Raw genomic sequence first — 25,347 nt, 5'->3', positions numbered from 1 at the left:
CGCCGTGTCCGTCGCCATCCGCCCCGCCACCGACAGCGATCGGGATGCCATCGTGCGCGTCTTCCTGGCCTGCTGGCGGGAAAGCTACGCCGCGGTCCTGCCGGCGCCACTGGTTGACGGCATGGACGAGCACCGGGCGACCACGCTCTGGGACCGGGTGCTCTCCGAGTCGCAGCCCGGCGAGGTCCTCGTCGCCGAGGATGGAGCGGCCGCGACCGGCCCGGCGGCGGCCGGAGAACTCCTCGGGGTGACCCGGTTCGCGGCGCCGGCCGACGGCGAGGGGATCGTCCATTCGCTGTATGTCGCCCCAGCCGCGCAGGGCCGCGGCGTCGGTTCGCGGCTACTCGGGGCCGCGGCCCGGGCTCTCGCCGACGCCGGCTGCACCCGGGCGACGTTGTGGGTGTTCCGCGCGAACGAACCCTCCATCGGGTTCTACCGGCGACAGGGATGGCTCCCCGACGGCAGGGAGCGGGTGCAGCCCGAGTTCGGCGAACCGGAGCTCCGTCTCGCCCGCGACCTGGTCCCCGGCGTCGGTCAGGCGGCCGGATCATGACGGCGACCCGGCAGGTCCGCTCGCTCGCCGTGGCGTTCGCCGCCCTGGGCGGCACCGCTGCGGTCATCCCCGCCGTGATCCCCGCGATGGCCGACACCCTCGGCACAGCGAGCGTCGCCCTTCTTCCCGCTGTTCCCGTGCTGTTCTTCGGCCTGCTCGCCGGAGTGCTGGCGACACCGCTCATCACGATCAGGCTGCCCCTCGGCACCGTCCTGATCGTCGGCGCCCTCGGCCAGGCGGGAGGCCTCGCAATCGCGGCGGCCGCCGCGACGCCGACCTGGTTCATGGTGGGAGCCGGCATGGCGGGGATCGGCTTCGGCTTCGTCGAAGCCGGCGGAACGGCGGCCGTCCGGATGCACAGCGCCCATGGCGCACCACGCCTGCTCACGAGGCTCACCGTCTTCATTGCGATCGTCGCGACCCTGACCCCGGTCATCGTCCTGGCTGCCGCCGCAGCGGGCCACGCGCGGCTGGTGCCGACCGCCGTGGCGGTCGTGCATGTCGTGGCGGCGGTGGCGCTGCGCGGCACACACCGCGAACCGAGCGACGCCGATGCGATTGCACCGTCGCCGAAGCCGAACACCCTCCGCCACACCGGTTTCCTGGCCGGCGCGCTGTTCTGCTACGTGGGTCTCGAGACCACCATCTCCGGCTGGTCGGCGACGACCGTCGAACAACAGCTCGGCACCACCGCCGCACTGGCCGCGCTCGGCACGAGCGCGTTCTGGCTGCTGATGGGCCTCGGTCGTATCGCCGGCACCGTGCTGATCGACGCCCAGGGAGCCGGCCGCACCGCACTCGCCTGCACCACCGGCATCGCCCTGGCGCTCGTGACGGCCGCCGCGACCGCGGCACTGGATCCACTCGTGCCACTGGTGCTCCTGGCTGCCGCGGTGATCCTGTCCGGGCCCTGCTACGCGCTGCTGCTTGGTGTCGCGGTCAGCCGCATCCGCCCGGCGTACGCCGTGAGCGCCAGCTCATCGCTTGTCGCCGTCGGCGCTGCGGGCGGAGCGCTGATCCCGCTCGCGGCCACGGGTGCGGCCCCCACCCTCGGCCATGTCGCTCCGACGACGATCGCCGCCCTCGCCGCCACGCTCATGCTGCTGTTCTTCCTCGCCGCTCGCGGCTGGCGTCACCGTTCCGTCGACCTCGCGGTGTCCCCACCGGTGGTCGGCCGGGCCGGCGAGGGCGCCTCATGACCGCCACCGTTCGGCGCCTGATCGTCCACACCGTCGACGTTCCCCTGGTTCGCCCGTTCATCACGGCGGTCCGCCGCACCGATGCCATCACCGCCGTGCTCGTCGAGGCGGTCGACAGCGACGGCCGCAGCGGCTGGGGTGAGGCCGCCGCCAGCTGGCGGGTCACCGGGGAAAGCCCCGCGAGCATCCGCGCCGCCGTCATGGGGCCGCTCTCCGATGCGGTGCTCGGCAGCGAACTGGACGACGTCGACCGGCTCGCCGACCACCTCGCCGCCGCCGTCATCCAGAATGCCGCCGCCAGGTGCGCCGTCGAGTGCGCCCTGCACGACCTTGCCGCCGCGGCGTCCGGCGTGCCGCTCTGGGCGCACCTGGGCGGGAGGACCAACAGCGTGACGACCGACATGACGCTTTCCGCCGCGAGCACCAGCGAGCTGATCGAGCTCGCGATCGGGCATCGGGATGCGGGCTTCCGCACACTCAAGCTCAAGGTCGGCGCCGGCCGCGACGACGTGCACTCCGTCGCGGCCGTGCGTGACGCCGTGGGCGCCGATGTCTCGCTCCGGGTGGACGCCAACCAGGGCTGGACGGCCAGGCAGGCGATCGACATCATCCGCGACTGGGAGGACGCATCCGTCGGCATCGAGCTCGTCGAACAGCCCGTGTCGGCGCGAAACCGCGACGACCTCGCCTTCGTCACCGCCCGGGTGCAGACGCCCATCCTCGCCGACGAAGCGGTCTGGACCAGCCACGACCTGTCTGCGATCATCGCCGGCCGCATGGCGGACGCGGTCAACATCAAGCTGGCCAAGAGCGGCGGGCTGACCGAGGCACGACGGATGATCGCCCTTGCGGCGGCGAACGACATCGGCGTGCTGATCGGCTGCATGATGGAGAGCCACGTCGGCATCGCGGCCGCGGCGAGCCTGGCCGCGAGCCTGGGTGACCCCGCACGCGCCCACGACCTCGACGCCGGCCTCTGGCTGGCCGCATCCCCGGTCGATTCCGGGCCGCACTACACCGCCGACTCTGTCGTTCTCTCCCGCGCTGCCGGAACCGGCATCACGGGGCTGTGCGCGAGCGGGGGCCGGCCGTGACCGCCGCCACCCTGCAGCGGACCGCCGATGACCTGGCCGGGCGCGTCCCCGCTGACCTTCCCCCCGGAACCATGCCACCGCCGGGCGTGTCCCTCGCCGTTCGCACACGACGCCTGGCCGACAGCGCCGTTGCCGGCTACCGTGTCGTCCGCCCCGAGACGCGCTCCCCCGATGGCGCCCTGCCGATGACGCCAGGCACCGCGCACGACCTCGCGTCCGTCACCAAGGTCCTCGCCACCACGACCTGCCTGATCCGGCTCGTCTCCGACGGCGCGCTGTCGCTGGAAGACACCGTCGGTCGATTCATCCCGTCCTTCGCCCACGGCGACAAGGCCGACGTCAGCGTGCGCGACCTGCTGCGTCACCGCGGCGGCCTGTGGGAATGGCATCCGTTGTATCTCGCGGCAGGCGACCGGGAGGCGGCGCTCCGCTTCGCCGCGGAAATGCCGCTGCGCTACCGCCCGAACACGGGCAGGCATTACTCCGACCTCGGCTTCATGCTTCTCGGTGAGATCGTCGCCGAGGCCGCCGGGCAGGCGCTCGATGACGCGGTTCGCACCCTCGTGACGGAACCCCTCGGCCTGGCCAGCACCCGGTACCGGCATCCGGCCGGCCCGGATGTCGCGGCGAGCGCCTGCGGCGACCGGGCGGAGATGAGGATGATCGACTCCGGCGACCCGTACCCGGTCCCGTACCGCAGCGGTGACTTCCCGCACTGGCGCACAGGCATCGTGAGCGGGGACGTCAACGACGGCAACGCCTTCCACGCCCTGCGCGGTGTCTCGGGGCATGCGGGCCTGTTCTCGACCGTTCCGGACTTGATCCGTTTCGCCACCGTCCTCGCCGAGTACGCCGACCACGACGCGCTCTGGAAGCCCGCCGTCGCCGAGGAGTTCTTCGCGGAGGGTCCGGACCAGGGCCAGTCGCTGGGATTCCGGCGCTACCCGTTCCGGCTGGGCGCCGAACGGGTGCACCTGCTGGGGCATCCCGGATTCGTCGGCTGCGCCGTCGGGTTCGTCCCGGGCGCCGGGATCGCCGTCGCCATGGCCACCAACCGCCTGCTCACCCCCGGCACGCCGGTGCCGACCGAACAGCTGTGGCGGGCCGTGCTCGCCACGACCGAAGACCTGCTCGAGGAGCACCGATGAACCACACCAGCGAGGAACCCATGAACGACTCCTTCCCCATCCTCTCCATCCGCGACCTGTCCGTCGCGTTCCGCTCCGGCGGCACCGACATCCACGCGGTGCGCAACATCTCGGTCGACGTGCTGCCGGGCCAGACCGTGGCCGTGGTGGGCGAGTCGGGCTCGGGCAAGTCCACGACGGCTGCCGCCATCAACCGGCTGCTCCCGGAGAACGGCCGGATCACCGGCGGACAGGTGTTGTTCGAGGGGCGGGACCTGGCGCGCGCCCACGAGCGGGAGATGCTGACCATCCGCGGTGCCGGCATCGGCCTGGTTCCGCAGGACCCGATGTCCAACCTCAACCCGCTCATGCGGATCGGCGACCAGGTCGCGGAGGCGCTGGAGGTGCACGGCCGGGCGACCGGTTCGGCGGCGAAGGCGGCCGTCATCGAGCTGCTCGAGATGGTCGGCATCCCCGACGCGGAACGCCGGGTCAACCAGTACCCGCATGAATTCTCCGGCGGGATGCGCCAGCGGGTGCTGATCGCGATGGGCCTGGCCTGCCGGCCGAAACTGCTGATCGCCGATGAACCGACATCCGCCCTCGACGTGACCGTGCAACGACGGATCCTCGATCAGCTCGACAAGCTCACCGCGGAGATGGGCACCTCGGTGTTCCTGATCACCCACGACCTCGGTCTGGCCGCCGAGCGAGCCGACACGATAGCCGTGATGAACAAGGGCGAGATCGTCGAGTCCGGCGATGCGGCGCGCATCCTCGGCGATCCGCAGCACGAATACACCAAGCAGTTGCTGCACGCGGCACCCAGCCTGTCGTCGCGGAGCATCGTGCCCACCGCGAAGGCGCGCACCTTCCCGGCCACAGCGGCCTCGGTGCCGGAGATCGGCAACCTGGTGGAGATCGAGGACCTGACGAAGGTCTTCACCATCCGTGCCGCCGGAACCGGCGTCGCCAGCCGCTTCACGGCGGTGGACAGCGTGAGCTTCCGTATTCCCCGCGGTGAGACGGTCTCGATCGTCGGGGAGTCGGGGTCGGGCAAGTCGACCACGGCCAACCTGCTCCTCGGCCTCGACGACATCACGAGTGGCCGCATCCGCTTCGACGGCACCGACCTGGCGTCGCTCGATCGCAGGTCGCTGTTTGCCTTCCGCCGCCGCGTGCAGCCCGTGTTCCAGAACCCGTATGCGTCGCTCGACCCCCGTTACACCGTCGAGCGGTCCATCACCGAGCCGCTCCGGGTGCACCGGATCGGCGACAGCTCGAGCCGGCGGAGGCGGGTGGCCGAGTTGCTCGACCAGGTGGCCCTGCCGGTCGCGATGGCCGGGCGCCTTCCGCACGAACTCTCCGGTGGCCAGCGCCAGCGCGTCGCCATCGCGCGCGCCCTCGCCCTCTCGCCCGAACTCGTCGTGCTCGACGAGGCGGTCTCCGCGCTCGATGTGCTCGTGCAGGCGCAGATCCTCGAACTCCTCGCGTCGCTGCAGAGCGAGCTCGGCCTGAGTTACCTCTTCATCAGCCACGACCTCGCCGTCGTCCGGATGATCTCGCACCAGGTGCACGTCATGCAGGCCGGCCGCATCGTGGAGAGCGGAACACCGGAGCAGATCTTCGACCGGCCCCAGTCCGAGTACACGCAGGAACTGCTCGCTGCCATCCCCGGAGCCAAACTCGCCAGCTGACCCGCCAGGTCCCCCCGGGACGAGCCCGAGCGCCTGAGCCGCAAACAAAGCACCTTCGCCGCGACGACGAAGGTGCTTTGTCCGCAAGCGAGCGATCAGAACGTGAACGGCAGCGACCGCCTACTTTCCAGGGTGTGCGGGCTTGCGCTCTGTGCGGTCGTCCGGCGCGAACGCGGTCACGCTGTCCAGCACGGCGCCGTCATACCCGAACATCGCCTGGTTCTCCCACGCGTTGCCGCTGGAGGCATCCGCGGGGTCCCAGCCGTTGCCGGCAACAGACGTCCACGCCGGCTCCCAGTAGACAGCGCCCAGGCCCCGGCCGCCGGGAGCGGAGGCGACGACATCCTGCACCGCGCGGAAGTTCGCCTGCTGCCCGGCAATCGTCGCCGGGTAACCCCGGGTCAGCTGCGACGAGCGCGCGATGGTGTTCTCCCAGGGGGCATTCTGGTTGTCCTCGAGCGTGAACGGATACGCCGTCTCGACGACGAGCACGTCCCGGTCATACCGCGCCGACAACGTCGACACCGCGTTCTGCAGGTCGGCAAAGGTGCCGTGCCAGTAGCTGTAGTACGAGAGCCCGATGATGTCGAACGGCACGTTCCGGTTGGTCACCTCGTCGAACCACCAAGTGAGGCTGCCGATCCCGTTGTTGATGTTCGTCAGGTGCAGGATGACCTTGGTCGAGGGATCGACGGCCTTGACCGCGTTGGATCCCGCGGTCAGGAACGCCGCGAGGTTGTCCCACTGTGCGCCGGTGACGCCGTCCGCCGGGTGCACATCCCAGGTCTGGCCGAGCGGCCAGAGCATGCCCGGGTTGATCTCGTTGCCCACCTGCACGAAGTCCGCCGTGATCCCGGCCTCCTTCAGCGCTGTCAGCACCGACGTGGTGTGCGCGGCGACGTCCTTCGCCACCTGCTCGGGCGTGTGCCCGGCCCACGCGGCCGGCATGCCCTGGGCACCCGGGTCGGTCCAGCGGTCGGAGTAGTGGAAGTCCACCAGCAGCTTCATTCCCGCCGCTTTGATGCGCTCCGCCATCGCGACGACGTGCTGCTGGTCGTTGTAGCCGTCGACCGGGTCGACCCAGACCTTGAGTCGGCCGATGTTGGCACCGGCGTCGGCGAGGATCGTGACCGGGTCGGAGACCGTGCCATCCTTGGTGAGATAGGCCGCACCGAAGTCCTCGTTCTTCGGCACCTGCGAGAAGTCAGCGCCGCGGTAGGTGCGGTCGACTGTCCCGGTGCGAAGCGACACGGCGTCGATGCTGGCCCAGGAGCCCTGCGCCCCCTCGGTGACGAAGCCGACCCGGCAGTCCTTGCCGCCCGACGCGTAGCCGGAGACCGAGAGCTGCAGCCACGCGTCATCCGTCTCGGTCGAGGGGATGGTAACGGCACCGGCGGAACCGCAGCCTTCGAAGACGAGGTGCGATGCGTCGACGGCGCCGCCGGCTTTGACGGCGGCGGAGAAGGTCCACCAGCCCTTGTGCACGTGCCGGAGGGTCTGCGTGGTCTCCATCCGCCCGGCGGCCGGCAGCCACTGGGTGAGGCGGCTCGCCCCGTCGAAGCCGTGGGTCTCGACGGATGCGACGGTGCCCGTCGAACTGTCGGTCACCCACCCCTCGGCTCCGCTTTCGAACCCGGGGTTCACGATTGTGGGCACCTGCGGATCGGCGTGGGCGCCGGCCGGGATGAGGGCGAGCGGAACCGCGAGGGCCGCTCCGGTCGCCAGGACGGCGGCCCTCCGGAATGACTGGCTGAGTGTCATGCATCCTCCTTGATGTGTTGGTCGAGCGGGGTGTTACAGGATCGGGGTGGTCACCACCCGCACACCGGACGCCGGCACGGTCGAACCCGGTGTGACAGGTTCCCCGGTGAGCGTGTCGGTGCCACCGAGGGAGACCGGCAATGCGGCACCCGTGTGGTTGATGAAGAACGTGAAGCGCTGGGTGTCCGACGCGCGCGACACGACCTCGAGGCCCGCGACCGGCGCCTCGACGTCCACCCCGGCATCCGTCAGCACGGTCTCGACGAGCGAGCCGAGGTCGTCGCCGTCGAGCTTCGTCGAGATGTACCAGGCCCGGCCGGCGCCGTGGCTGTTCCGGGTGACGGCGGGCTTGCCGGCCGCCGGGCCGTCGACATAGGAGACCACCGCTTCGGCACCCGTGAGGACGATGTCGTCGCTCCACGCGCTGCCGGTGCTCCCGTCGGAGAGCTGGGCGGTCTCCCCGGCGTGGAGCGGCAGGAATTCGTGGATCTCCAGGCCGAGCACCTCGCGCAGCGCCCCCGGCGAGGCGCCCGCGGGCACCTCGTCGTTGTCGCCGACGATGCCGGAGAAGTACGAGACCACGAGATTCCCGCCGTCGGCGACGTAGGCGGCGATGTTCGCTGCGTCGCTCTCGGCGAGCAGGTAGAGGCTCGGCGCGAAGACCACGTCGAACCCGGAGAGGTCGTGGCCGGGGTGCACGAAGTCGACGGTCACCCCGAGTTCCCACAGGGCGCCGTAGAAGGCCTCAATGCGCTCACGGTGCGCCAGCTCCACCGACGGCCGCCATTCCAGATCGAGCGCCCAGAACGATTCGATGCTCCAGACGATGGCAACGGATGCGCGCACCCACGACCCGCGCACGGCCTCCAGACCGGCCAGCTCCTGGCCGAGTTGCACGACTTCCCGCCACAGCCGCGTGCCCGTCCCGGCGTGTGGCAGCATCGCGGAGTGGAACTTCTCCGCCCCGTACCGGCTCGCCCGGAACTGGAAGAACATCACCGCGTCCGCGCCGCGCGCGACGTGGGAGAGGCTGTTACGGGCGAGTTCGCCCGCGCGCTTGGCGATGTTGCGCGGCTGCCAGTTGACCGCGGAGGTGGAGTGCTCCATGAGGATCCAGGGCCGCGAACCCGACAGCGACCGCGTGAGGTCCGCATCCATCGCCAGCAGGATGTGGTTGTCGGCGCGCTCGGCGGCCAGGTAGTGGTCGTTGGCGACGATGTCGACCTCGCGGGCCCACGCCCAGTAGTCCACCGCCAGGCAGTTGGTGGCCATGAAGTTCGTGGTCACCGGCGCGGACCTGGTGAAGCGACGGATGGCGTCGCGTTCTGCGATGAAGCACTGCAGCAGGGCATCGGACGTGAAGCGCTGGAAGTCGAGCCGCTGCGACTGGTTGCTGACGCTCGCCGAAACGCGGGGCGCGTCGATCTCGTCCCACTCCGAATACCGCTGGCCCCAGAACATGGTGCCCCACGCCCGGTTGAGCTCGTCGAGCGTGCCGTACCGGGCCTGAAGCCAGCTGCGGAACGCGGCGACGGAGTACTCGTCGTAGCTGTCGCTGATGGGGGCGCCGTACTCGTTGTGCACGTGCCACATGACCACGGCAGGGTGATCGGCGTAGCGGCCGGCGAGCTGCTCGGTGACCGCGACGGCTGCCCTGCGGTATTCCGGCGAGCTCGGGCTCACCATACCGCGTGAGCCGAAGCCGAGGGTGATTCCGTCGCGGGTGACCGGGTGTGCCGCTGGGTACTTCTTCCAGAACCACGCGGGCGGCGCTGCGGTGGGGGTACCGAGGTCGATGTCGATGCCGGCGCCGGTGAGGAGGCCGATGATGTCATCGAGGAACGTGAAGTCGTACTCGCCTTCCCGGGGCTCGATGAGCACCCAGGAAAAGATTCCGATGCTGACCAGGTTCACCCCGGCTTCCTTCATGAGCGCAATGTCTTCCAGCCAGGTCTCGCGGCTCCACTGTTCGGGGTTGTAGTCACCGCCGTAACGAATGGCCTTCGAACCGGGAATCCACGTGGGGCCGTGCTCCGACATGTACTGATCTCCTTCGACTGTGTGCGGTCACAGTTCTATCACAGCATTATCGGGTTAAAGAAGCGGAAAAGTCCGTGTTGACATGGGTTGGATTGTGTGAATTACTAATACCGCTCACAGGTACATCGTCGTTCTCAGTTCGAAAGCCGGCGGTGGACCTACCCTTCACCACAGAGAATTCTGCTTTCGACAAGGAGGACGAATGCGTACATCACTTCGTATGCGAGCGCTGGCGAGCGTTGCCGCGGCAGCACTGCTGCTGAGCGGATGCTCGGCCGGCGCCGGCGGCGACGGCGGCGGCGACAACGGGGGTGACTCCTCCGGCCCCGTCGACCTGAACTACTGGGCGTGGGCGCCGAACCTCGACAAGGTCGTGGACATCTGGAACACGAAGAACCCCGACATCCACGTCACGGTCAACAAGCAGGACGGCGGCGACCCGGCCATCACCAAGCTGCTCACCGCCATCAAGGCCGGCAGCGGCGCCCCCGATATGATCCAGGCGGAATACCAGAAGATCCCGACCCTCGTCGCATCCGATGCCCTCGCCGATCTGTCGGCCGTCGGCGCCAACGACATCAAGGACAAGTTCCCCGACGCCGTCTGGAACTCCGTCACGCTCGGCGGGGACGCCGTGTACTCCATCCCGCAGGACACCGGCCCGATGATGGCCTACTACCGCGAAGACATCCTCAAGGCCAACAACCTGACGGTCCCCACCACCTGGGACGAGTACGCGGAGACCGCGCGCGCCCTGCACAAGGCCGACCCGAAGGTGTACCTCGGCACCTTCTCGGCCAACGACGCAGGTTGGTTCACCGGCCTCTCCCAGCAGGCGGGTGCCTCCTGGTGGTCCATCGACGGTGACGCCTGGGGCGTCGACATCGACGCGGAGGCCACCAACAAGGTCGCGGACTACTGGGGCGGGCTCGTCGAGGAAGGCGTCATCGACAACAAGCCGATGTACACCCCGGCGTGGAACAAGGGACTGAACGACGGCACGCAGGCCGGCTGGGTCAGCTCCGTCTGGGCACCGGGCGTGCTCTCGGGCAACGCCGCCGACACCGCCGGCAAGTGGATCGCCGCTCCCCTCCCGCAGTGGGACGCCTCGAACCCGTCCGACGGCAACTGGGGCGGGTCATCGACCGGCGTCACCACCCAGTCGAAGCATCCGAAGCAGGCCATGGAGTTCATCACCTGGCTGAACACCGACCCGGAAGCGATCCAGGCCCTGATCGACACCTCGGGCATCTACCCGGCCGCCACCGAGGCCGCCGCGGGTGCCCTCACCGAACCGCCGGCGTTCTTCAGCAACCAGCCCGACTTCTATGACGTCGCCGCCAAGGTCGCCCAGACGGTCGCGCCGTTCACCTACGGACCGAACGTCAATGTCGCCTACAGTGCGTACAACGACGAGTTCGCCAAGGCTGCCCAGGCCAAGAAGAAGTCCGCCTTCCTCGACGCTGTCGGCGCCATGCAGGAGATCACGACGGCCGACCTCAAGAAGAGTGGCTTCACCGTCAAGTAATCACCCTGTCGCAGGGAGCACCGCCCGGTGCTCCCTGCGACCTGAACAGCGGAGCACCCCGTGACCCTCCTGGCCCCACCCAAAGCCCCCGCCGACACGGCCGGCTCGCCCCTCGGCACCCGCTCCGGTCGCAGACGCCGCTACGACGTGCGCACCCGCATCATCACCCCCTACCTGATGCTGGCACCCGGCATCATCCTGTTTGCGGCGTTCATGCTCGCGCCCATCCTGTACACCATCTACCTCAGCTTCCAGCGCACGCAGGTGGTCGGCCTCGGGCTCGGTTCCGGCGCACGCAAGCAGGTGTTCGCCGGCGTCGCCAACTACGTCTCCGCACTCACCAACCCGGAGTTCGCCGCCAGTGTCGGCCGCGTGCTCCTGTATGGCCTGATCCTCATCCCCACCATGCTCGGGCTGGCCCTGCTGTTCGCCCTGCTGCTGGACTCCCGGCGCACCCGGGCCGCCGGCTTCTCCCGCATCTCGATCTTCCTGCCCTACGCCGTTCCGGCCGTGATCAGCTCGCTGCTCTGGGGCTTCCTCTACCTGCCGGCCGTCAGCCCGTTCTACTTCGTCTTCGACAAGCTCGGCTGGGACGTGCCCTCGGTGCTCTCCTCGAAGCTCGTTCTCTTCGGCATCGCCAACATCGCGCTCTGGGGTGGCGTCGGCTTCAACATGATCGTCATGTACACGTCGCTGAAGGCCGTGCCGACCGAGATCTACGAGGCGGCCCGGATCGACGGCGCCTCCGAGGTGCAGACCGCCCTGCGCATCAAGATCCCGATCATCGCGCCGGCCCTCGTGATGACTGCCCTGTTCTCGATGATCGCCACACTGCAGGTCTTCGCGGAGCCGACGCTGCTGCGGCCGCTCACCAACAGCCTCTCCACGAGCTGGTCTCCCCTCATGCTCGTGTACCGGGACGCGTTCACCCGCGACAATATCTACTCGGCGGCCGCGACATCCGTTGTCATCGCTGTCGCCACGTTCGCCGTCTCGTTCCTATTCCTTCGCATCGTCCAGAAGCGCGCCTTCGGACAGGAAGACTGACATGACCTCGATGGCCACTCCCCTCCGCACGGCAGGCGGCATCCGCCGCGGCGACAGGTCGAAGCGTGAACGCGTCAGTGTCGCCTCGACCACAATCCTGCTCCTCGGCGCGCTCTACTGCCTCTTCCCGGTGTTCTGGGTGCTCACGGCATCGACGAAGGACGGTTCGGAGCTCTTCTCCACCTTCACGCTCGCCCCCAGCACCCACCTCTGGGACAACATCGTGCAGCTGACCCAGTATCGCGACGGCCTGTTCTGGCGCTGGATGCTGAACACCGCCCTCTACGCCGGCCTCGGCGCCCTGGTCTCCACGTACGTGTCTGCCCTGTCGGGATACGTGCTCGCGAAGTTCACCTTCCCGGGCAAGTCCACCGTCTTCAAGGTGCTGCTCATGGGTGTGCTGGTGCCGGGCGTGATCCTGGCCATCCCGCAGTACTTCCTGATGGCGCAGGTCGGTCTCACGAACACCTACTGGGCCGTCTTCCTGCCGCAGATCATCAGCCCATACGGCATCTACCTGGCCCGCATCTACACGGCGGCGTCGGTTCCGACGGATGTCATCGAAGCGGCCCGCACGGAGGGCGCCGGCGAAATGCACATCTTCTCCCGCATCGCGATGCCGATGATGCTGCCCGGGCTGGTGACGATCTTCCTGTTCCAGTTCGTGGCCGTGTGGAACAACTTCATGCTGCCCTACATCATGCTCGGCGACGACAACCTGTTCCCGATCACGGTGGGCCTGAACGGTCTCCTGAACCAGGGCGCCACGGCACCGGCGCTGTACACGCTCGTCATCACCGGCGCGCTCCTCTCGGTCATCCCGCTCATCGTCCTCTTCCTCCTCCTGCAGCGCTTCTGGCGGGTGGACCTCGCCGCCGGCGCGGTGAAGGCGTGACCCGGCCCGTCCCATATGCTGGGGCCGTGTCCAGCACCATTCCCCGCCGTCGCCCCACCATCGACGACGTCGCCCGCGAGGCGGGCGTCTCCCGGGGCACCGTCTCCCGGGTGCTCAACGGCGGGCACTGGGTCAGCCCTGACTCGCTCACGGCGGTCAACGCGGCGATCAAGAAGACCGGGTACCGCATCAACCCGCATGCCCGGAACCTCGCCACCAGCCGGGCGAATTCGGTGGCGTTCCTGCTCACCGAGTCGCACGACCGCCTGTTCGAGGACCCCAACTTCTCGATCCTGATGCGCGGCGCTGCCCAGGCCCTCGAGGAGCACGACATCCCGCTCGTGCTCCTGATGGCCGGGTCGGAGGCCGAGCAGAAGCGGGTCACCGACTTCATCATCGCCGGGCACGTCGACGGCGTGCTCCTGGTGTCTTCGCACAGCCGCCAGCACGACTTCCTGGCAGACCTCGTGCGGTCGAAGGTGCCGGCGATCGCCTGTGGCATCCCGCTCGGCTTCGAGCGCAAGATCGGGTTCGTCGCCGCCGACGACCGCGACGGCGCGTGCGAGGTCGTCGACTTCCTCCGCGACCAGGGTCGCACCCGCATCGCGACGATCGCCGGCCCGCAGGACACCTCCGGCGGCACCGGCAGACTCGAGGGCTACCGCGAGCGGCTCGGGGAACTCTATGACGAGACGATCGTGGAGATCGGCGACTACAGCCGGGCCAGCGGCGCGAGCGGCATGCGCGCCCTGCTGAAGCGGGACCCGTCCATCGACGCCGTGTTCGCGGCCAACGACCTGATGGCGGCCGGCGCGCTCGACGTGCTTCAGGCATCCGGGCGCCGCGTGCCGGAGGAAATCGCCCTCGTCGGCTTCGACGACTCCCCCGTCGCGACCACGACCACCCCGGAGCTGACCACGATGCGCCAGCCGTTCGACCGGATCAGCCACGAGATGGTGCGGCTGCTGCTGCAGGTCATCGAGGGGCAACCGGCTGCGGCAATGACCCTGCCGACCGAACTGGTGCGGCGCGGCTCCGCGTGAGCGTCGGCTAGCCTCGAGAGGGAACACGGTCGAGGGGATGCCGCATGAAGAGCTGGACGTTCAACACCTGTGCGCTCACCGGCTTCGCCTGCAGCTCGTTCGCCGTGCTGCTGCTCGTGCTCAACGCGATCACCGGCAGCGCGATGATCTCGGTGCTGCTGCCGGCCGCGATCGTCGCCCTCGTCGTCGGCGGTGCGTTCTCGGTGCGGGCGCACCTCTTGTGGATCCGCGGGCGCGGCACGAGCCTCCGCTGAACCGCCCGTCACCCGGCCCGGAGCACAATGGAGGGGTGATTCGGAGGCGAGTGGTCGTGCACGGCGACGTTCAGGGCGTCGGATTCCGCTTCAGCGCCCGGTCCGCCGCCGAACGGCTCGGCGTCGCCGGCTACGCCCGCAACCGTGCCGACGGCACCGTCGAGGTCGAGGTCGAGGGCTCCGAAACCCAGGTGCAGCGGATGCTCGACTGGCTCTCTGAGGGACCGCGCCACGCGCATGTCACCGCGCTGGACATCGTCGAGCTGAGCCCGACCGGCCAAGCGGGTTTCGACATCCGTCGCTGAGCACTCATCACCGCCAAGCCGCCACCCTGGCCCCGGCACGACGCCGACGTGAAGACGAAACGCCCTCGCTCGTGCCGTCAGGAGAGACCCGGCGGCCGCAGGAAGCCGTCGGTCACGAGGTCGCGCACCGCCGGCAGGAGCGCCGCCGTGAGATCGGCGACGGAGGCGTCGAGCAGCTGCGCAAGCGCGGCGATGATCGCGCCCACGGAGAGTTCGCCGTCAGAGGCGCCGACGAGCGCCGCGAGCGCGGTGTCGAGCTGCACCGACCGGCCGAACCCGCCGCCCTGGTGCAGGGTCATCAGAGTGGGGTCGCTCGCCCCCGGCCAGTAGTGGCGTTCCTCCGTCACGTCGGGCGCGACGGTGAGGTGCGCCGCCAGCAGGGAGGCGTCATCCGTTGCCGCCTGCCAGTCCCAGGCACCGAGCGAGTCGGCCAGGTGGCTGCCGAGCCCGGCGTTGTTCTGGCCGAGGGAACCGTGCAGGCGCTCGAACCGGCGAAGCGGCGGCGTCGTGGCGTGCGCGGGGCGCCGGCGCAGCAGCATATAGCCGAATCCCACCCGGTTCACGCCGCGCGCGGCGAAGTCGTCGAGCCACGACGCGTACAGCCGGTCGAACTCCGGCGTGCCGGGGCGGGTGCCGCCGTCGCGAATCCACGTCTCCGCGTACTCCGACGGCTGCTGAACCTCGCGCTCGATGATCCACGCGTCGAGCGAGTCATCGAGCCAGGAGCGCATGCGGTCGAAGGCGTCGCCGTCGCCGCGGTACTCCCAGTTGCCGAGCAGTTGTGCGACCCCGTCGGCGGTGAGATGCTCCGGGATACCGCGGATCACCGCCTCGACCAGGCCGTCGCCCACCATGCCGCCGTCGCGGTACTCATACGCCGGCACGCCCTCGGCGCGCGGCGTGATGACGAACGGCGGGTTCGAGATGATGTGGTCGAAGCGCTCCCCCGCGACCGGTTCGAACAGGCTGCCGAGACGGAATTCGATGCTGCGGATGCCGTTCAACTCGGCGTTGAGCGCGGCCAGCTCGAGCGCCCGCTCCGAGATGTCGGTGGCGACCACGCGGCGGCCGTTGCGGGCGGCGTGCATGGCCTGGATCCCGCATCCGGTGCCGAGGTCGAGCGCCCGCTCGACCTCGATCGGCATGAGCAGGCCGCTGAGCGTGACCGACGCGCCACCGACGCCCAGCACGTGGCTTTCGCCCAGCGGATGCCCCAGCGCGAGTTCGCCGAGGTCAGACGCGATCCACCAGCTGCTGGCGCCGTGCGCGTCGATGAAGCTGTACGGGCGAAGGTCGAGCAGCGGGCGCACCTGGGCGGCCGTCGCGTCGGCGGCGACGAGCCCCAGCTGTCCGGCCCCGTCGACGCCGAGGGTCGGCAGCGCCTCGGCGAGCTCCTCGCGTGCCACGGGCAGGCCGAGCACGAAGAGCCGGGCGAGCGTCGCCGACGGCACAGCGCGACCGAGCGACTCCCGCAGCGCCGCGAGCGCCCGCAGCGCCGGAACCCGCTGGTTGCGGTGCAGCGCGGCATCCGCGTCGACGCCCCACAGCCCGGTGAGCGCGGCGACCGAGAATCCGGCGGCGGTGAGGTCGGAGCGAAGTCGGCCGATCAGTTCAGAGTCCACCCCTCCATTCTCCACAATCGATTCCGGCACCCGGCGTCCACGATCCCCGCGCACGACGTCCGTTCGGCGGAGCGCTACCGCTCCGGCGGGCGCGATCCGCCGATGCGTGGTCAGGCGGCCGAACAGAGCGCGGATGCGAGCGTGCGCGGCAGCTACTGCAGCCAGCGCATGGTGAAGGCGCGGGCGAGCAGCGGCCGGGTCAGCGGGCCGGCCAGCACACGCACCAATCCGTTGCGAACGGCCAGTGACACGCCCGACACCGACCGGCCCATCCACATGTTGAACCCCGCCTGCGCGGCCGCCACCCGGGCGGCACGCCGCCGTCGCACGTCGAACGCGGCGAGCGCCGCCTCCGCGCCGAGCGGATCGCGCACCGCTTCCTCCAGTACCGGCGCGAGCGCCAGCGCGTCGAGCCAGCCGAGGTTCATGCCCTGTCCGCCGATCGGGCTGATCTCGTGCGCCGCGTCTCCCACCAGCACCACGCTCCCGACGGCCATCCGTTCGACCAGGTGCTGCCGGGCCACGAACGGGCTCGGCGCATCGACCGACTCCCCCAGCTCGACACCGGTGCGCGAACGGATGATGCGGGCCAGGTCGGCGGTCGACGCGTCGGTGAGCAGGCGGTCGGTCTTCGCCACCCACCTCCGCCGTCCGCCGGGCAGCGGGAACGACTCGACGACGCCCCCGCGCTCGAAGTAGAGCAGCGCGCTCGCGGCGCCGCCCTCGGCATCTGCCGGGTCGGGGAAGTCCGCCATCAGGTAGCTGCCGGCCGCCCCACGCCGGCGCCCCACCAGACCGGCCGCGGCGCGCACCACGCTCCGGGTGCCGTCTGCGCCCACTACCCACCGGGCGCGCACGGGCGCCTGGCCCGTCATCGTGATCTCGGCGCCGTCCCCCGTCTCACGCACGCCGGTCACGTCGCATCCGCTGTGGAAGGCGCCCGGCCGCAGCTCGTCGAACCGGGCGCGCAGCAGCGCCTCCGTCTCGTACTGCGGCAGCGCGGCCACGAACGGGTAGCGCGGAAACACCTCCTCGAACGACAGCCCGCCAAGCCGCGCGCCGTCGCAGAACACGGCGCCGTCCACGATGCGCACGGCGCCGGCGATCACGGCGTCGGCGACCCCGGCCTCGGCCAGCGCCGCGAGCGACGGCGGGTGGATGCCGATGGCCCGCGCCCGCATCGACGGCTCCGTGCGCCGTTCGTACACCTCCACGTCCACGTTCCGCGCGGCGAGCAGGCAGGCCAGGAACACGCCGACCGGTCCCCCGCCGACGATCGCGACGTCAGGCATCCGTCACCGTCGTGTCGGCACCGGCTCCGGCAGCGGCACCGGCGTCGGCACCAGCGGCAGCGGCAGCGCCGACCGCCGGCGCATCCCAGCGCAGCACCAGCCGCGAGGGCGACCCCGCCTCCACCCACCAGCCAGGCGGCAGCACGGCGCGCAGCTCCTCCGGCGCGTAGCTGCGGCGGATGGAGATGAGCCCGTCGTCCCGAATGAAGGAGCCGCGGAAGAACGGCGCCGTCGCCAGCCCGAACCCGAGGTACGCGAACCGGCTGCGCGCGATGTCGGCGTGCAGCACCCGGGCGGTGCAGAGCCGCTCCGAGTCGTACAGCAGCCCGCCGAGCTCCTGGGGTGTGAGGTGGTGCAGCACGTGGTTCGACACGACGAAGTCGAAGCGGGCGCCCTCCGCGACGAGGTCGGAGCTGAGCGCCCGCCGGAACGACAGCCCCGGCATCGGCGGCAGGCTCGACGCGAAGGCGTGCGCCCGCGCGTCCGGGTCGATGCCGGTCACCTCGAGGCGCAGGCCGTCCCGCGCCGCCCACGCGGCAAGCGAGCGGGAGACGTCGCCGCCGCCGGAACCGACGTCGAGCAGGGTCAGCGGATGCCGCGGCGAGAGCAATGGGCGGATCTCGCGCCGGTACATCCCCCGCCACCCCGAAACGAACGGATTCACGTACCGGAACTGCGCGTAGGTGCGGGCGAGCATCGCCGGGTCGCAGTCGGCCGCGTCCATCGCCTCGCGGGCGTCGTCCGCGCGCTCCCCGAGCGATGCGAGCGCGCGCCGGAGCGGCACCCGGCCGGCCGGCCGGTGCCCCGCCGCCTTCGCGTCCGTGCCCATCCGCTTAGCCGCGGGTCACGCTCATGAGCCCCGACTCGACGGTGAGCCCGGGGCCGAACGCCATCGCGCACACCCGCTCGGCGTCCTGCGCCGACGGATTCTCGAGGATCTCCTTGAGCACGAACAGGATCGTGGCGCTCGACATGTTGCCGTACCGGCGTAGCGTCTCGCGCGACGGCCGCAGCTGCTCCTCGCTCAGGCCGAGCTTCGCCTCGGTCTTGTCGAGGATGCTGCGGCCCCCGGGGTGGATCGCCCAGTGCGCGATGGCCCGGTCGAGCGGCGGCGCGAGCACCGCAACGGATGCCGCCTCCCGCGCCGGAACCGGGCCGCCCGGCAGCGCCTGCTCTGCGCCGGCCGCCGCACCGGCACCCCGGCGGAGTGCGCCGTCGGGTGACACGAGCTCCTGCAGTTCGGCGTCGGCCGCCAGCAGCGGGGCGAGCGCCGACTCGATGTGCTCGTCGATGATGTGCGGCACGTAGGTGCTGAGGATCATCTCGAACCCCTCGTCGCCGATCTTCCACGCCATGTCGCCCTCGCCCACCGGGGTGATCAGGGTCTGGAACCCGTCGAGGGTGAGGGCGGTCTCACCCGGCTGCGGTGGCCGGGCGCTCACGATCCCCGCGGCGGCGCCGTCGCCGAAGAGCGACGAGGCGACGATCGTTTCCGGGTCGCTCGAGGTGCGCAGGTGCAGCGAGCAGAGCTCAGCGCTCACGACGAGCACGACGGCGTCTGGGTCGGCCTGCACGAACTGCTTGGCCGTGCGGAGGGCCGGCATCGACGCGTAGCAGCCCATGAATCCCAGGTGGTACCGCTGGGTGGAGGGCGCGAGTCCGAGCTCCCGCACGAGCATGTAGTCCGGGCCCGGCGCGTAGAAGCCGGTGCAGGAGACGGTGACGACGTGGGTGATGTCCGCCGCGGTCACACCGGGGCAGGCCTCGAGGGCGCGGCGGCCCGCTTCGACGTAGAGCTTCGTGGCCTCGGTGATGTAGAGCTCGTTGCGCACCCGCGTGCTCGGCGCCAGCAGTTCACCGGTCTTCGCGTCGAAGAACCGCGGGTCAGCGGATGTGTCGTTGAGGTTGAGCTCGTCGATGACCGTGTAACGCGTGTCGATGCCCGACGCGTTGAAGGAGGTGGAGACCAGCCGCTGCGCCAGTCGGCTGAGCCCTGGCTGCCCGGCGAAGACGTCCCGCACCTCGTCTTGCACGAGCACGGTATGCGGGACCGCGGTCTGCAGGGAGCGGAGGGTGACGGGGACTGGCGTGGCGGGCATGGGCACAGTGTTTCATGCCGCTCACCGGCGCAACAGTCCTTCTCGGCCGATCCGCAGCCGGGCGGCGGTCAGGGCAGTCGCGCGAACGTGCGGGTGGCCAGGAGCGCGAGCGCGCAGCCGGCGGTCACGATGGCGGCGGCGCCACCGATGTACGCGATGAGGCCGACGACCGATTGGTCGCTGCGGGCGCCGAGGTAGGTGATCAGGAACGCGATGGTCGTGACCACGAGGAAGGGGACCACGATCCACCAGCGCCCGGTGGTGCGCGGTCCAGGCGCCGCGGCGGTCACGGCGGACGGCCGCATGAGCGTGATCACCGCGCCGGCGAGGCAGCCCCAGAAGGCCACGACCAGCAGCGCCGCGATGGCGTCGCTCGGCCGATGCCATCCGTTGGCCAGCGTGGAGAGGCCGGCCAGGATGGTGAAGAGCGTGCCCCAGCCGGCCACGCGGGCGCGGGTCGATGGGCTGGAGACGAGGAACACGGCAAGCGCCGAGGCGGCCGCGACTGTCGTGTGCCCGGAGGGGAATGAGTTGTCGGCGTAGCCATCGACCTGCAAGTCGGGACGGTCGAGGAACACGAGTTTCAGCAGCTGGGTGGTGAGGGCGGCGGCCCCGGCTGCCCCGATGGCGACGAGCGCGGTCCCCCAGTTGCGCCGCGCGATCGTGATGACGACGGTGAGCACCAGCCCGACGAACCCGGCGACGGCCGGCACCGCGTCGAGCAGCGCATTGGCGACCGGGGCGACGCTCCGCTCCCCCACATCCGCGCCGTTGAAGGCGAGCTGGTCCACCAGCTGTCCGCCGTGGGTGCGCACGAACACGAGGTACAGCACGGCAAAGCCCACCGCCGCGATGGCGGCCGAGCCCACGAACTTGAGCACGGTGAGGGTCAGGGCGAGTCGCACACCGCCACCCTCCCACGGGTACCTTTCAAAAACCCGAACGTCGCAGGAGCGTGCGTCGATGGGGGCGCGGGAATCGACGTTATTCTCGCTTCATGACCTTCTCCGCCGGCGTTGTCCACTCGGCCCGCCTGGTTTCCGGCGGCACGATCACGCAAAACGCCTGGGTCGCCTTCGAGGGCGGCGTGGTTTCGGCCACCGGCGTGGGCGATGGCTGGGCGTCCCGCCCGTCGGCCGGTTCCGCCACGGATGCCCGGCCGGGACAATCCGACGACGGTCTCGTCATCGACGCCGCCGGGCGCTGGCTCACCCCCGGATTCATCGACATCCACTGTCACGGTGCCGGGGGCGCCGCGTTCGACGAAGGCGGCGACGCGATCGCGACCGCCCTCGCGGTGCATCGCCGCCATGGCGCCACCCGCACCGTGCTCTCGCTCGTGACCGCCGGGCAGTCGGACCTCGAGGAACGCCTGGCGGCCGCGGCGGCCGCGGCGACGGCAGACCCGCTGATCCTGGGCGCCCACCTCGAGGGACCGTTCCTCGACCACGCGTTCCGGGGCGCGCACGATCCCACCCTGCTGCGCGCGCCCGATGCCGCGTCGATCGACCGGCTCCTCAGCGCCGGCGGAGGACACCTGCGGCAGGTCACGCTCGCCCCGGAGCTGCCCGGAGCCGGTCAGGCGATCGACACACTCGTGGAGGCCGGGGTCGCGGTGGCCGTCGGGCACAGCGCCGCCGACTACGCGACCGCCCTGGCGGCGTTCGACCGGGGCGCCTCGATCCTGACGCATGCCTTCAACGGCATGCGCGGGATCCACCACCGCGCGCCCGGGCCGGTCGCTGCCGCCATGCACGCCTCCCACGTCACCCTTGAAGTCATCAACGACGGCGTGCACGTCCACCCCGACGTCGTCCGGCTGGCCTTCGCCGGCGCGCCCGGTCGGGTGGCCCTTGTCACCGACGCCATGGCGGCCACCGGTGCGGCGGACGGCCCCTACACGCTGGGCAGCCTGTCGCTGACGGTCGCCGACGGTGTCGCCCGGCTCACCGGCGGCGACACGATCGCCGGCTCCACGCTCACGCTGGATGCCGCACTCCGCCGTGCCGTGACGGAAGCCGGCGTGAGTATCGAGAATGCCGTGACGGCGCTCACCGAGACCCCCGCCCGTGCGGTGGGCCGCGCCGGTGACCTGGGCCGGCTGGATCCGGGGTTCGCCGCCGACCTGGTGCTGCTGGGCCCCGCGCTGACCGTCGAGGCGGTCATCACCGCGGGTCGCCGCCTCCGCTGACCCGAGAGCCGCACGCGCCGGAAGGACGGGCTACAGGCCCTGCCACGCCGGCTTGTTCGCCCACACATGGCGGTAGTACGCCGTGTTCGTGAGCTCGCTGGCGGCGGCCTCGTCGATGACGACCGTCACGTGGGGGTGCAGCTGAATGGCCGACCCCGGCTGGCTGGCGGTGACGGGCCCCTCAACGGCCGCCGCCACCGCGTGGGCCTTTGCCGAGCCGAAGGCCAGCAGCACTAGGTGGCGTGCGCGCAGGATGGTGCCGAGACCCTGGGTGATGCAGTGCATGGGCACGTCGTCGGGCGAGTCGAAGAACCGCGCATTGTCGGCCCGTGTGCTCTCCGTGAGCGTCTTCACCCGGGTGAGGGACGCGAAGGACGACCCGGGCTCGTTGAATCCGATGTGCCCGCTTCGGCCGATTCCGAGGATCTGGAGGTCCACTCCACCCGCAGCGATGATCGCATCCTCATACTCGTCGCTGGCGGTCTGGATGGTTGCGAGGTCGCCGTTCGGCACGTGGATTCGCGACGGGGTGAGGCCCAGCGGCTCGACGACCTCGCGCATGATGACCGACCGATAGCTCTCGGGATGCCCGGCGGGCAGGCCGACATACTCGTCCAGGGCGAAGCCGCGAACCCTCGAGACGTCCAGCTGTTCCTGCGCCACGCGCCGCGCCAGTGCGCGGTAGACCGGCAGCGGAGTCGAGCCGGTCGCGAGGCCGAGCACGGCATCCGGACGACCTTCGATCAACGACAGGATCGAACCGGCGATCAGGTCGCCGGCCTCGGACTCGTCCTGCACGATGACAACTTCAGCCACTTTCGACACATCCCATCGACGCCAACCCGGAAGTGACATGCTATCGAAGTTCGAAAGCCCCGCCTCGACGGTCTAGACCAGGGCGAGCACGATCTTGCCGCGCAGGTGCCCGCGCATGAGATGTTCGTAGGCCTCCCGCACCCGCTCCAGCGGGTACACCGTGTCGATGGGGAGCACGATCTCGCCGTCCGCCAGCAGGTCGGCGACGCGCGCCAGGTCGTCGAGGGTCGCCTCGGCTCCCCCGACACCGGCGATCCCGGCATCGGTGCGGTGCCCGCGCGCGGCGATGGTGTTGATGCGGTTCCCGGGAACGCCGAGCTTCAGGGCCACGTCGATCGTGGCCGGCCCGTGGTTGTCGAGCGCCGCGGTGAGCTTCGGCGCGGCCTCCCGCACCCGGTCCACGAGCCCCTCCCCGTAGGCGACCGGGATCACGCCGAGGCTGCGCAGGAAGTCGGCATTGTCGGGGCTCGCCGTGCCGATCACCGTTGCACCGGTACGGCGGGCGAGTTGCGCCGCAAGCACGCCCACGCCACCGGCGGCGGCACTGACCAGCACGGTGTCGCGCGCGGTCAGCTTCAGCGACGAAACCGTGGCCCAGGCCGTGCGCCCCACGATGTCGAGCGCACCCGCCCGGTCGAAGTCCAGTGCCTCCGGCTTGCGGATCACCCTGTCGGCGTCGACGACGACGTAGTCGGCCTGGGCGAACATCCGCTTGCCGCCCAGCACCGCGTCCTCCACCTGCAGCGTCGTCACACCGTCGCCGACCTGGTCGACGACGCCGGCGAAGTCGTTGCCGTTGCCGCACGGCGGCACCCCGTGGTACTGGGCGGCGGCCGGGCCGCCCTTCATGATCTTCCAGTCGACGGGGTTGAGGCCGGCGGCGTGCACCCGCACCCGCACCTGTCCGGGACCGGCCTGCGGCGGTTCGTCCTCGAGGATGTGCAAGACCTCGGGTCCGCCGAAACGGTCAAAGCGTACGTAGCGTGCCATGCGCCCCAGCCTAGGCATAAGCAGCGGATGTCGCGCCCGTCGGGCGCGGCAAAAATCCTCGCGAAGATGCTTGGCACTCTCGAGCAGTGAGTGCTAAATTAATCGCAGTTGAGCGATGACGACTCAACTTACAAAACCAAAAACCACGAAAGCCGGATTTCCGGCCCACTGAAAGGGAGTTGACAATGGCCATGAACTTCGACCCATTCCGCGACCTCGACCGGGTCGCCGGAGCGCTGCTCGACACCCGCGGTCCGCGGCTCATGCCGATGGACCTCTACCGTGACGGCGACGTCTACATCCTGAGTGCCGACATGCCGGGCATCGACCCCGGTTCGGTTGACGTGGATGTCGACGGCCAGCTGCTCACCATCCGTGCCGAACGCACCCTCGCCAACCACGACGGGGTGAAGTGGCTCACCCGGGAGCGGCAGTCGGGTTCCTTCCTCCGCCAGCTGAACCTGGGCCAGGGCATCGACATCGAGGCGATCAGCGCCAGCTACGACAACGGCGTGCTGAGTGTCACGATCCCGGTGAGCGAGAAGGCCAAGCCGCGCAAGGTGCAGGTCACCACGGGCGGCACGGAGCAGCACGACACCATCACAGTCAACGAGCACGAACAACGGATCACGAAGTAGCAGAACCGAAACGGGCCGGGCCCGCCGGGAACCACCCCGGCGAGCCCGGCGTTTCCTTGCTTGCAGCCGTCACCTCTGCGCGTAGCATCGGGAGTGCGTCGGTCGCCCGGCGCGTTGTGCACGCCAAGGATGGGAGCTCCGTGGACAACCGAACGGCAGAGTACCCGAGGCCGGATCATTTCCTCCTCCACGTCAGCGACACCCACCTTCGGGCGGGCAATGGACGACTCTACGAAACGGTCGACGGCGCGGCTCACCTCGAGCGCCTCTTCGACGACCTCGTGGCCTCGGGCCAGCGGCCCGAGTTGATCGTCTTCACCGGCGACCTCGCCGACCGCGGCGAGCCGGGCGCCTACGAGCGACTGCGCACAATCGTCGAACCGGCGGCCGAGCGGGTGGGCGCGGGCGTGCTGTGGGTGATGGGGAACCACGACGACCGCGGCGCGTTCCGCGCGGGCCTCCTCGGCGAGACGCCCCGGCCGGGCCCGATCGACCGGGTCGTCAGCGTCAACGGGCTGCGCGTGATCGCGCTGGACACCACGGTTCCGGGCCACCACCACGGAGAGGTCTCCCCGGCCCAGCTGGAGTGGCTCGCCGCGGAGCTGTCGCAGCCGGCACCCGACGGCACGATCCTCGCCATGCACCACCCGCCGGTGCCGAGCGTGCTCGACCTCGCCGCGAGCGTGGAGCTGCGCGACCAGGCCGCGCTCGCATCCGTGCTCCGCGGTACGGATGTGCGCAGCGTGCTGGCCGGCCACCTGCACTACTCATCGACGGCCATGTTCGCCGGCATCCCGGTATCCGTCGCCTCGGCCACCTGCTACACGCAAGACCTCACTGTGCCCGTGGGCGGCACGCGCGGGCAGGACGGCGCCCGGTCGTTCAACCTCGTGCACCTCTACCCCGACACGGTGCTGCACTCCGTGGTGCCGTTCGGCGACATTCCCGTGCTTGACTACGTCGACGCCGCCGAGTCCAGCCGGCTGCTGGCCGCGTCGGGCACCGAGATCGCGCCCGCGGGCTCACTGCCGGCCTACCGCCAGCCGCCACGGCCCGTGCCCGCCCACCGCTGATCGCGGTCCCCGCGCGCCGGCCGCAGAGCGAATTCCGGCGGCACGACCGCGTTTCGGCGCGGCGCTACCGCTCCAGCGCACGC

The 25,347-nt window shown here is 70.4% G+C and carries 23 protein-coding genes; 14 read left to right on the top strand and 9 right to left on the bottom strand.

From position 1 onward, the window contains the following. Positions 1-4 precede the first annotated feature (4 nt). The 5 genes from EEJ31_RS04435 to EEJ31_RS04415 are packed head-to-tail and all read left to right on the top strand — an operon-like array spanning position 5 to position 5,670. Positions 5-553, top strand: coding sequence for a GNAT family N-acetyltransferase (locus EEJ31_RS04435; RefSeq protein WP_123045092.1), 549 nt, complete (start codon positions 5-7; stop codon positions 551-553). Continuing rightward, positions 550-1,752, top strand: coding sequence for an MFS transporter (locus EEJ31_RS04430; protein ID WP_123045091.1), 1,203 nt, complete (start codon positions 550-552; stop codon positions 1,750-1,752). Before EEJ31_RS04435 ends, EEJ31_RS04430 begins: the two co-directional genes overlap by 4 nt. Next, positions 1,749-2,846, top strand: coding sequence for a dipeptide epimerase (locus tag EEJ31_RS04425; protein ID WP_123045090.1), 1,098 nt, complete (start codon positions 1,749-1,751; stop codon positions 2,844-2,846). The genes EEJ31_RS04430 and EEJ31_RS04425 overlap by 4 nt, the downstream gene beginning before the upstream one ends. Next, a complete protein-coding gene (locus EEJ31_RS04420) occupies positions 2,843-3,994 on the top strand; it encodes a serine hydrolase domain-containing protein (protein WP_148040125.1) in 1,152 nt (383 codons plus the stop codon). The genes EEJ31_RS04425 and EEJ31_RS04420 overlap by 4 nt, the downstream gene beginning before the upstream one ends. Continuing rightward, positions 3,991-5,670 (top strand): ABC transporter ATP-binding protein, encoded by a 1,680-nt coding sequence (locus EEJ31_RS04415; RefSeq protein ID WP_233563724.1) that lies wholly within the window; start codon positions 3,991-3,993, stop codon positions 5,668-5,670. The genes EEJ31_RS04420 and EEJ31_RS04415 overlap by 4 nt, the downstream gene beginning before the upstream one ends. A 120-nt stretch (positions 5,671-5,790) precedes the next feature. Here the strand turns inward: EEJ31_RS04415 and EEJ31_RS04410 are convergent, their stop codons facing one another. Together EEJ31_RS04410 and EEJ31_RS04405 are read right to left on the bottom strand one after the other, a co-directional pair. Beyond that, complete coding sequence (locus EEJ31_RS04410; RefSeq protein WP_123045088.1) at positions 5,791-7,431, bottom strand: glycoside hydrolase family 53 protein; 1,641 nt, start codon at positions 7,429-7,431, stop codon at positions 5,791-5,793. Positions 7,432-7,464: 33 nt separating this feature from the next. Next, positions 7,465-9,471 (bottom strand): beta-galactosidase, encoded by a 2,007-nt coding sequence (locus EEJ31_RS04405; RefSeq protein ID WP_123045087.1) that lies wholly within the window; start codon positions 9,469-9,471, stop codon positions 7,465-7,467. 202 nt (positions 9,472-9,673) lie between these two features. Here EEJ31_RS04405 and EEJ31_RS04400 point away from each other — a divergent pair, with 202 nt between their 5' ends. Genes EEJ31_RS04400 through EEJ31_RS14085 form a run of 6 tightly spaced genes read left to right on the top strand, consistent with a single transcriptional unit; the run spans position 9,674 to position 14,543 of the window. Continuing rightward, positions 9,674-10,999, top strand: a complete 1,326-nt coding sequence (locus EEJ31_RS04400; RefSeq protein ID WP_123045086.1) for an ABC transporter substrate-binding protein — start codon at positions 9,674-9,676, stop codon at positions 10,997-10,999. Between the two features lie 60 nt (positions 11,000-11,059). After that, on the top strand, positions 11,060-12,046 hold the full coding sequence (locus EEJ31_RS04395) for a carbohydrate ABC transporter permease (RefSeq protein ID WP_407643199.1): 987 nt from the start codon (positions 11,060-11,062) through the stop codon (positions 12,044-12,046). Positions 12,047-12,056: 10 nt separating this feature from the next. Beyond that, on the top strand, positions 12,057-12,941 hold the full coding sequence (locus EEJ31_RS04390; protein ID WP_407643198.1) for a carbohydrate ABC transporter permease: 885 nt from the start codon (positions 12,057-12,059) through the stop codon (positions 12,939-12,941). A 26-nt stretch (positions 12,942-12,967) separates the two neighbouring features. Next, positions 12,968-13,984 carry a LacI family DNA-binding transcriptional regulator gene (locus tag EEJ31_RS04385; protein WP_123045084.1) on the top strand — a complete coding sequence of 339 codons (1,017 nt, stop codon included), beginning with the start codon at positions 12,968-12,970 and terminating at the stop codon, positions 13,982-13,984. Between the two features lie 44 nt (positions 13,985-14,028). After that, positions 14,029-14,238: a hypothetical protein gene (locus EEJ31_RS14090; RefSeq protein WP_123045083.1), complete on the top strand. Its 210-nt coding sequence runs from the start codon at positions 14,029-14,031 to the stop codon at positions 14,236-14,238. Positions 14,239-14,273: 35 nt separating this feature from the next. After that, the gene (locus EEJ31_RS14085; protein WP_123045082.1) at positions 14,274-14,543 is read left to right on the top strand and encodes an acylphosphatase; all 270 of its coding nucleotides are present in this window, start codon (positions 14,274-14,276) and stop codon (positions 14,541-14,543) included. 77 nt (positions 14,544-14,620) lie between these two features. Here EEJ31_RS14085 and EEJ31_RS04370 read toward each other — a convergent pair whose 3' ends face one another. The 5 genes from EEJ31_RS04370 to EEJ31_RS04350 form a co-directional block, all read right to left on the bottom strand. Beyond that, positions 14,621-16,165 (bottom strand): DUF7059 domain-containing protein, encoded by a 1,545-nt coding sequence (locus tag EEJ31_RS04370; RefSeq protein WP_233563723.1) that lies wholly within the window; start codon positions 16,163-16,165, stop codon positions 14,621-14,623. 152 nt (positions 16,166-16,317) lie between these two features. Beyond that, entirely contained in the window at positions 16,318-17,457 is a 1,140-nt protein-coding gene (locus tag EEJ31_RS04365; protein ID WP_123045081.1) for an FAD-dependent oxidoreductase, read from the bottom strand. Further along, positions 17,450-18,286, bottom strand: a complete 837-nt coding sequence (locus EEJ31_RS04360) for a class I SAM-dependent methyltransferase (RefSeq protein WP_123045080.1) — start codon at positions 18,284-18,286, stop codon at positions 17,450-17,452. The genes EEJ31_RS04365 and EEJ31_RS04360 overlap by 8 nt, the downstream gene beginning before the upstream one ends. A gap of 4 nt (positions 18,287-18,290) precedes the next feature. Beyond that, positions 18,291-19,556, bottom strand: a complete 1,266-nt coding sequence (locus EEJ31_RS04355; protein ID WP_123045079.1) for a type III polyketide synthase — start codon at positions 19,554-19,556, stop codon at positions 18,291-18,293. 68 nt (positions 19,557-19,624) lie between these two features. Continuing rightward, positions 19,625-20,461, bottom strand: a complete 837-nt coding sequence (locus EEJ31_RS04350) for a phosphatase PAP2 family protein (protein ID WP_158603895.1) — start codon at positions 20,459-20,461, stop codon at positions 19,625-19,627. 92 nt (positions 20,462-20,553) lie between these two features. Between EEJ31_RS04350 and nagA the strand changes: the two genes are divergently transcribed. Beyond that, entirely contained in the window at positions 20,554-21,747 is a 1,194-nt protein-coding gene (gene nagA / locus EEJ31_RS04345; protein WP_123045077.1) for an N-acetylglucosamine-6-phosphate deacetylase, read from the top strand. Between the two features lie 30 nt (positions 21,748-21,777). Here nagA and nagB read toward each other — a convergent pair whose 3' ends face one another. Then, positions 21,778-22,563, bottom strand: coding sequence for a glucosamine-6-phosphate deaminase (nagB, locus tag EEJ31_RS04340; RefSeq protein ID WP_123045076.1), 786 nt, complete (start codon positions 22,561-22,563; stop codon positions 21,778-21,780). A gap of 72 nt (positions 22,564-22,635) precedes the next feature. Continuing rightward, on the bottom strand, positions 22,636-23,553 hold the full coding sequence (locus EEJ31_RS04335; protein WP_123045075.1) for an NADP-dependent oxidoreductase: 918 nt from the start codon (positions 23,551-23,553) through the stop codon (positions 22,636-22,638). A gap of 185 nt (positions 23,554-23,738) precedes the next feature. Here EEJ31_RS04335 and EEJ31_RS04330 point away from each other — a divergent pair, with 185 nt between their 5' ends. Together EEJ31_RS04330 and EEJ31_RS04325 are read left to right on the top strand one after the other, a co-directional pair. After that, positions 23,739-24,191 carry an Hsp20/alpha crystallin family protein gene (locus EEJ31_RS04330; RefSeq protein ID WP_123045074.1) on the top strand — a complete coding sequence of 151 codons (453 nt, stop codon included), beginning with the start codon at positions 23,739-23,741 and terminating at the stop codon, positions 24,189-24,191. Between the two features lie 140 nt (positions 24,192-24,331). Continuing rightward, positions 24,332-25,264, top strand: coding sequence for a phosphodiesterase (locus tag EEJ31_RS04325; protein ID WP_123045073.1), 933 nt, complete (start codon positions 24,332-24,334; stop codon positions 25,262-25,264). Positions 25,265-25,347: the final 83 nt, after the last annotated feature.

Origin of the sequence: Cryobacterium tepidiphilum, assembly GCF_003716325.1 — a bacterium.
Taxonomy (GTDB): domain Bacteria; phylum Actinomycetota; class Actinomycetes; order Actinomycetales; family Microbacteriaceae; genus Cryobacterium; species Cryobacterium tepidiphilum.
The sequence above is the reverse complement of the archived record's forward strand: the minus strand, read 5'-3'. Positions and strand labels throughout refer to the sequence as shown.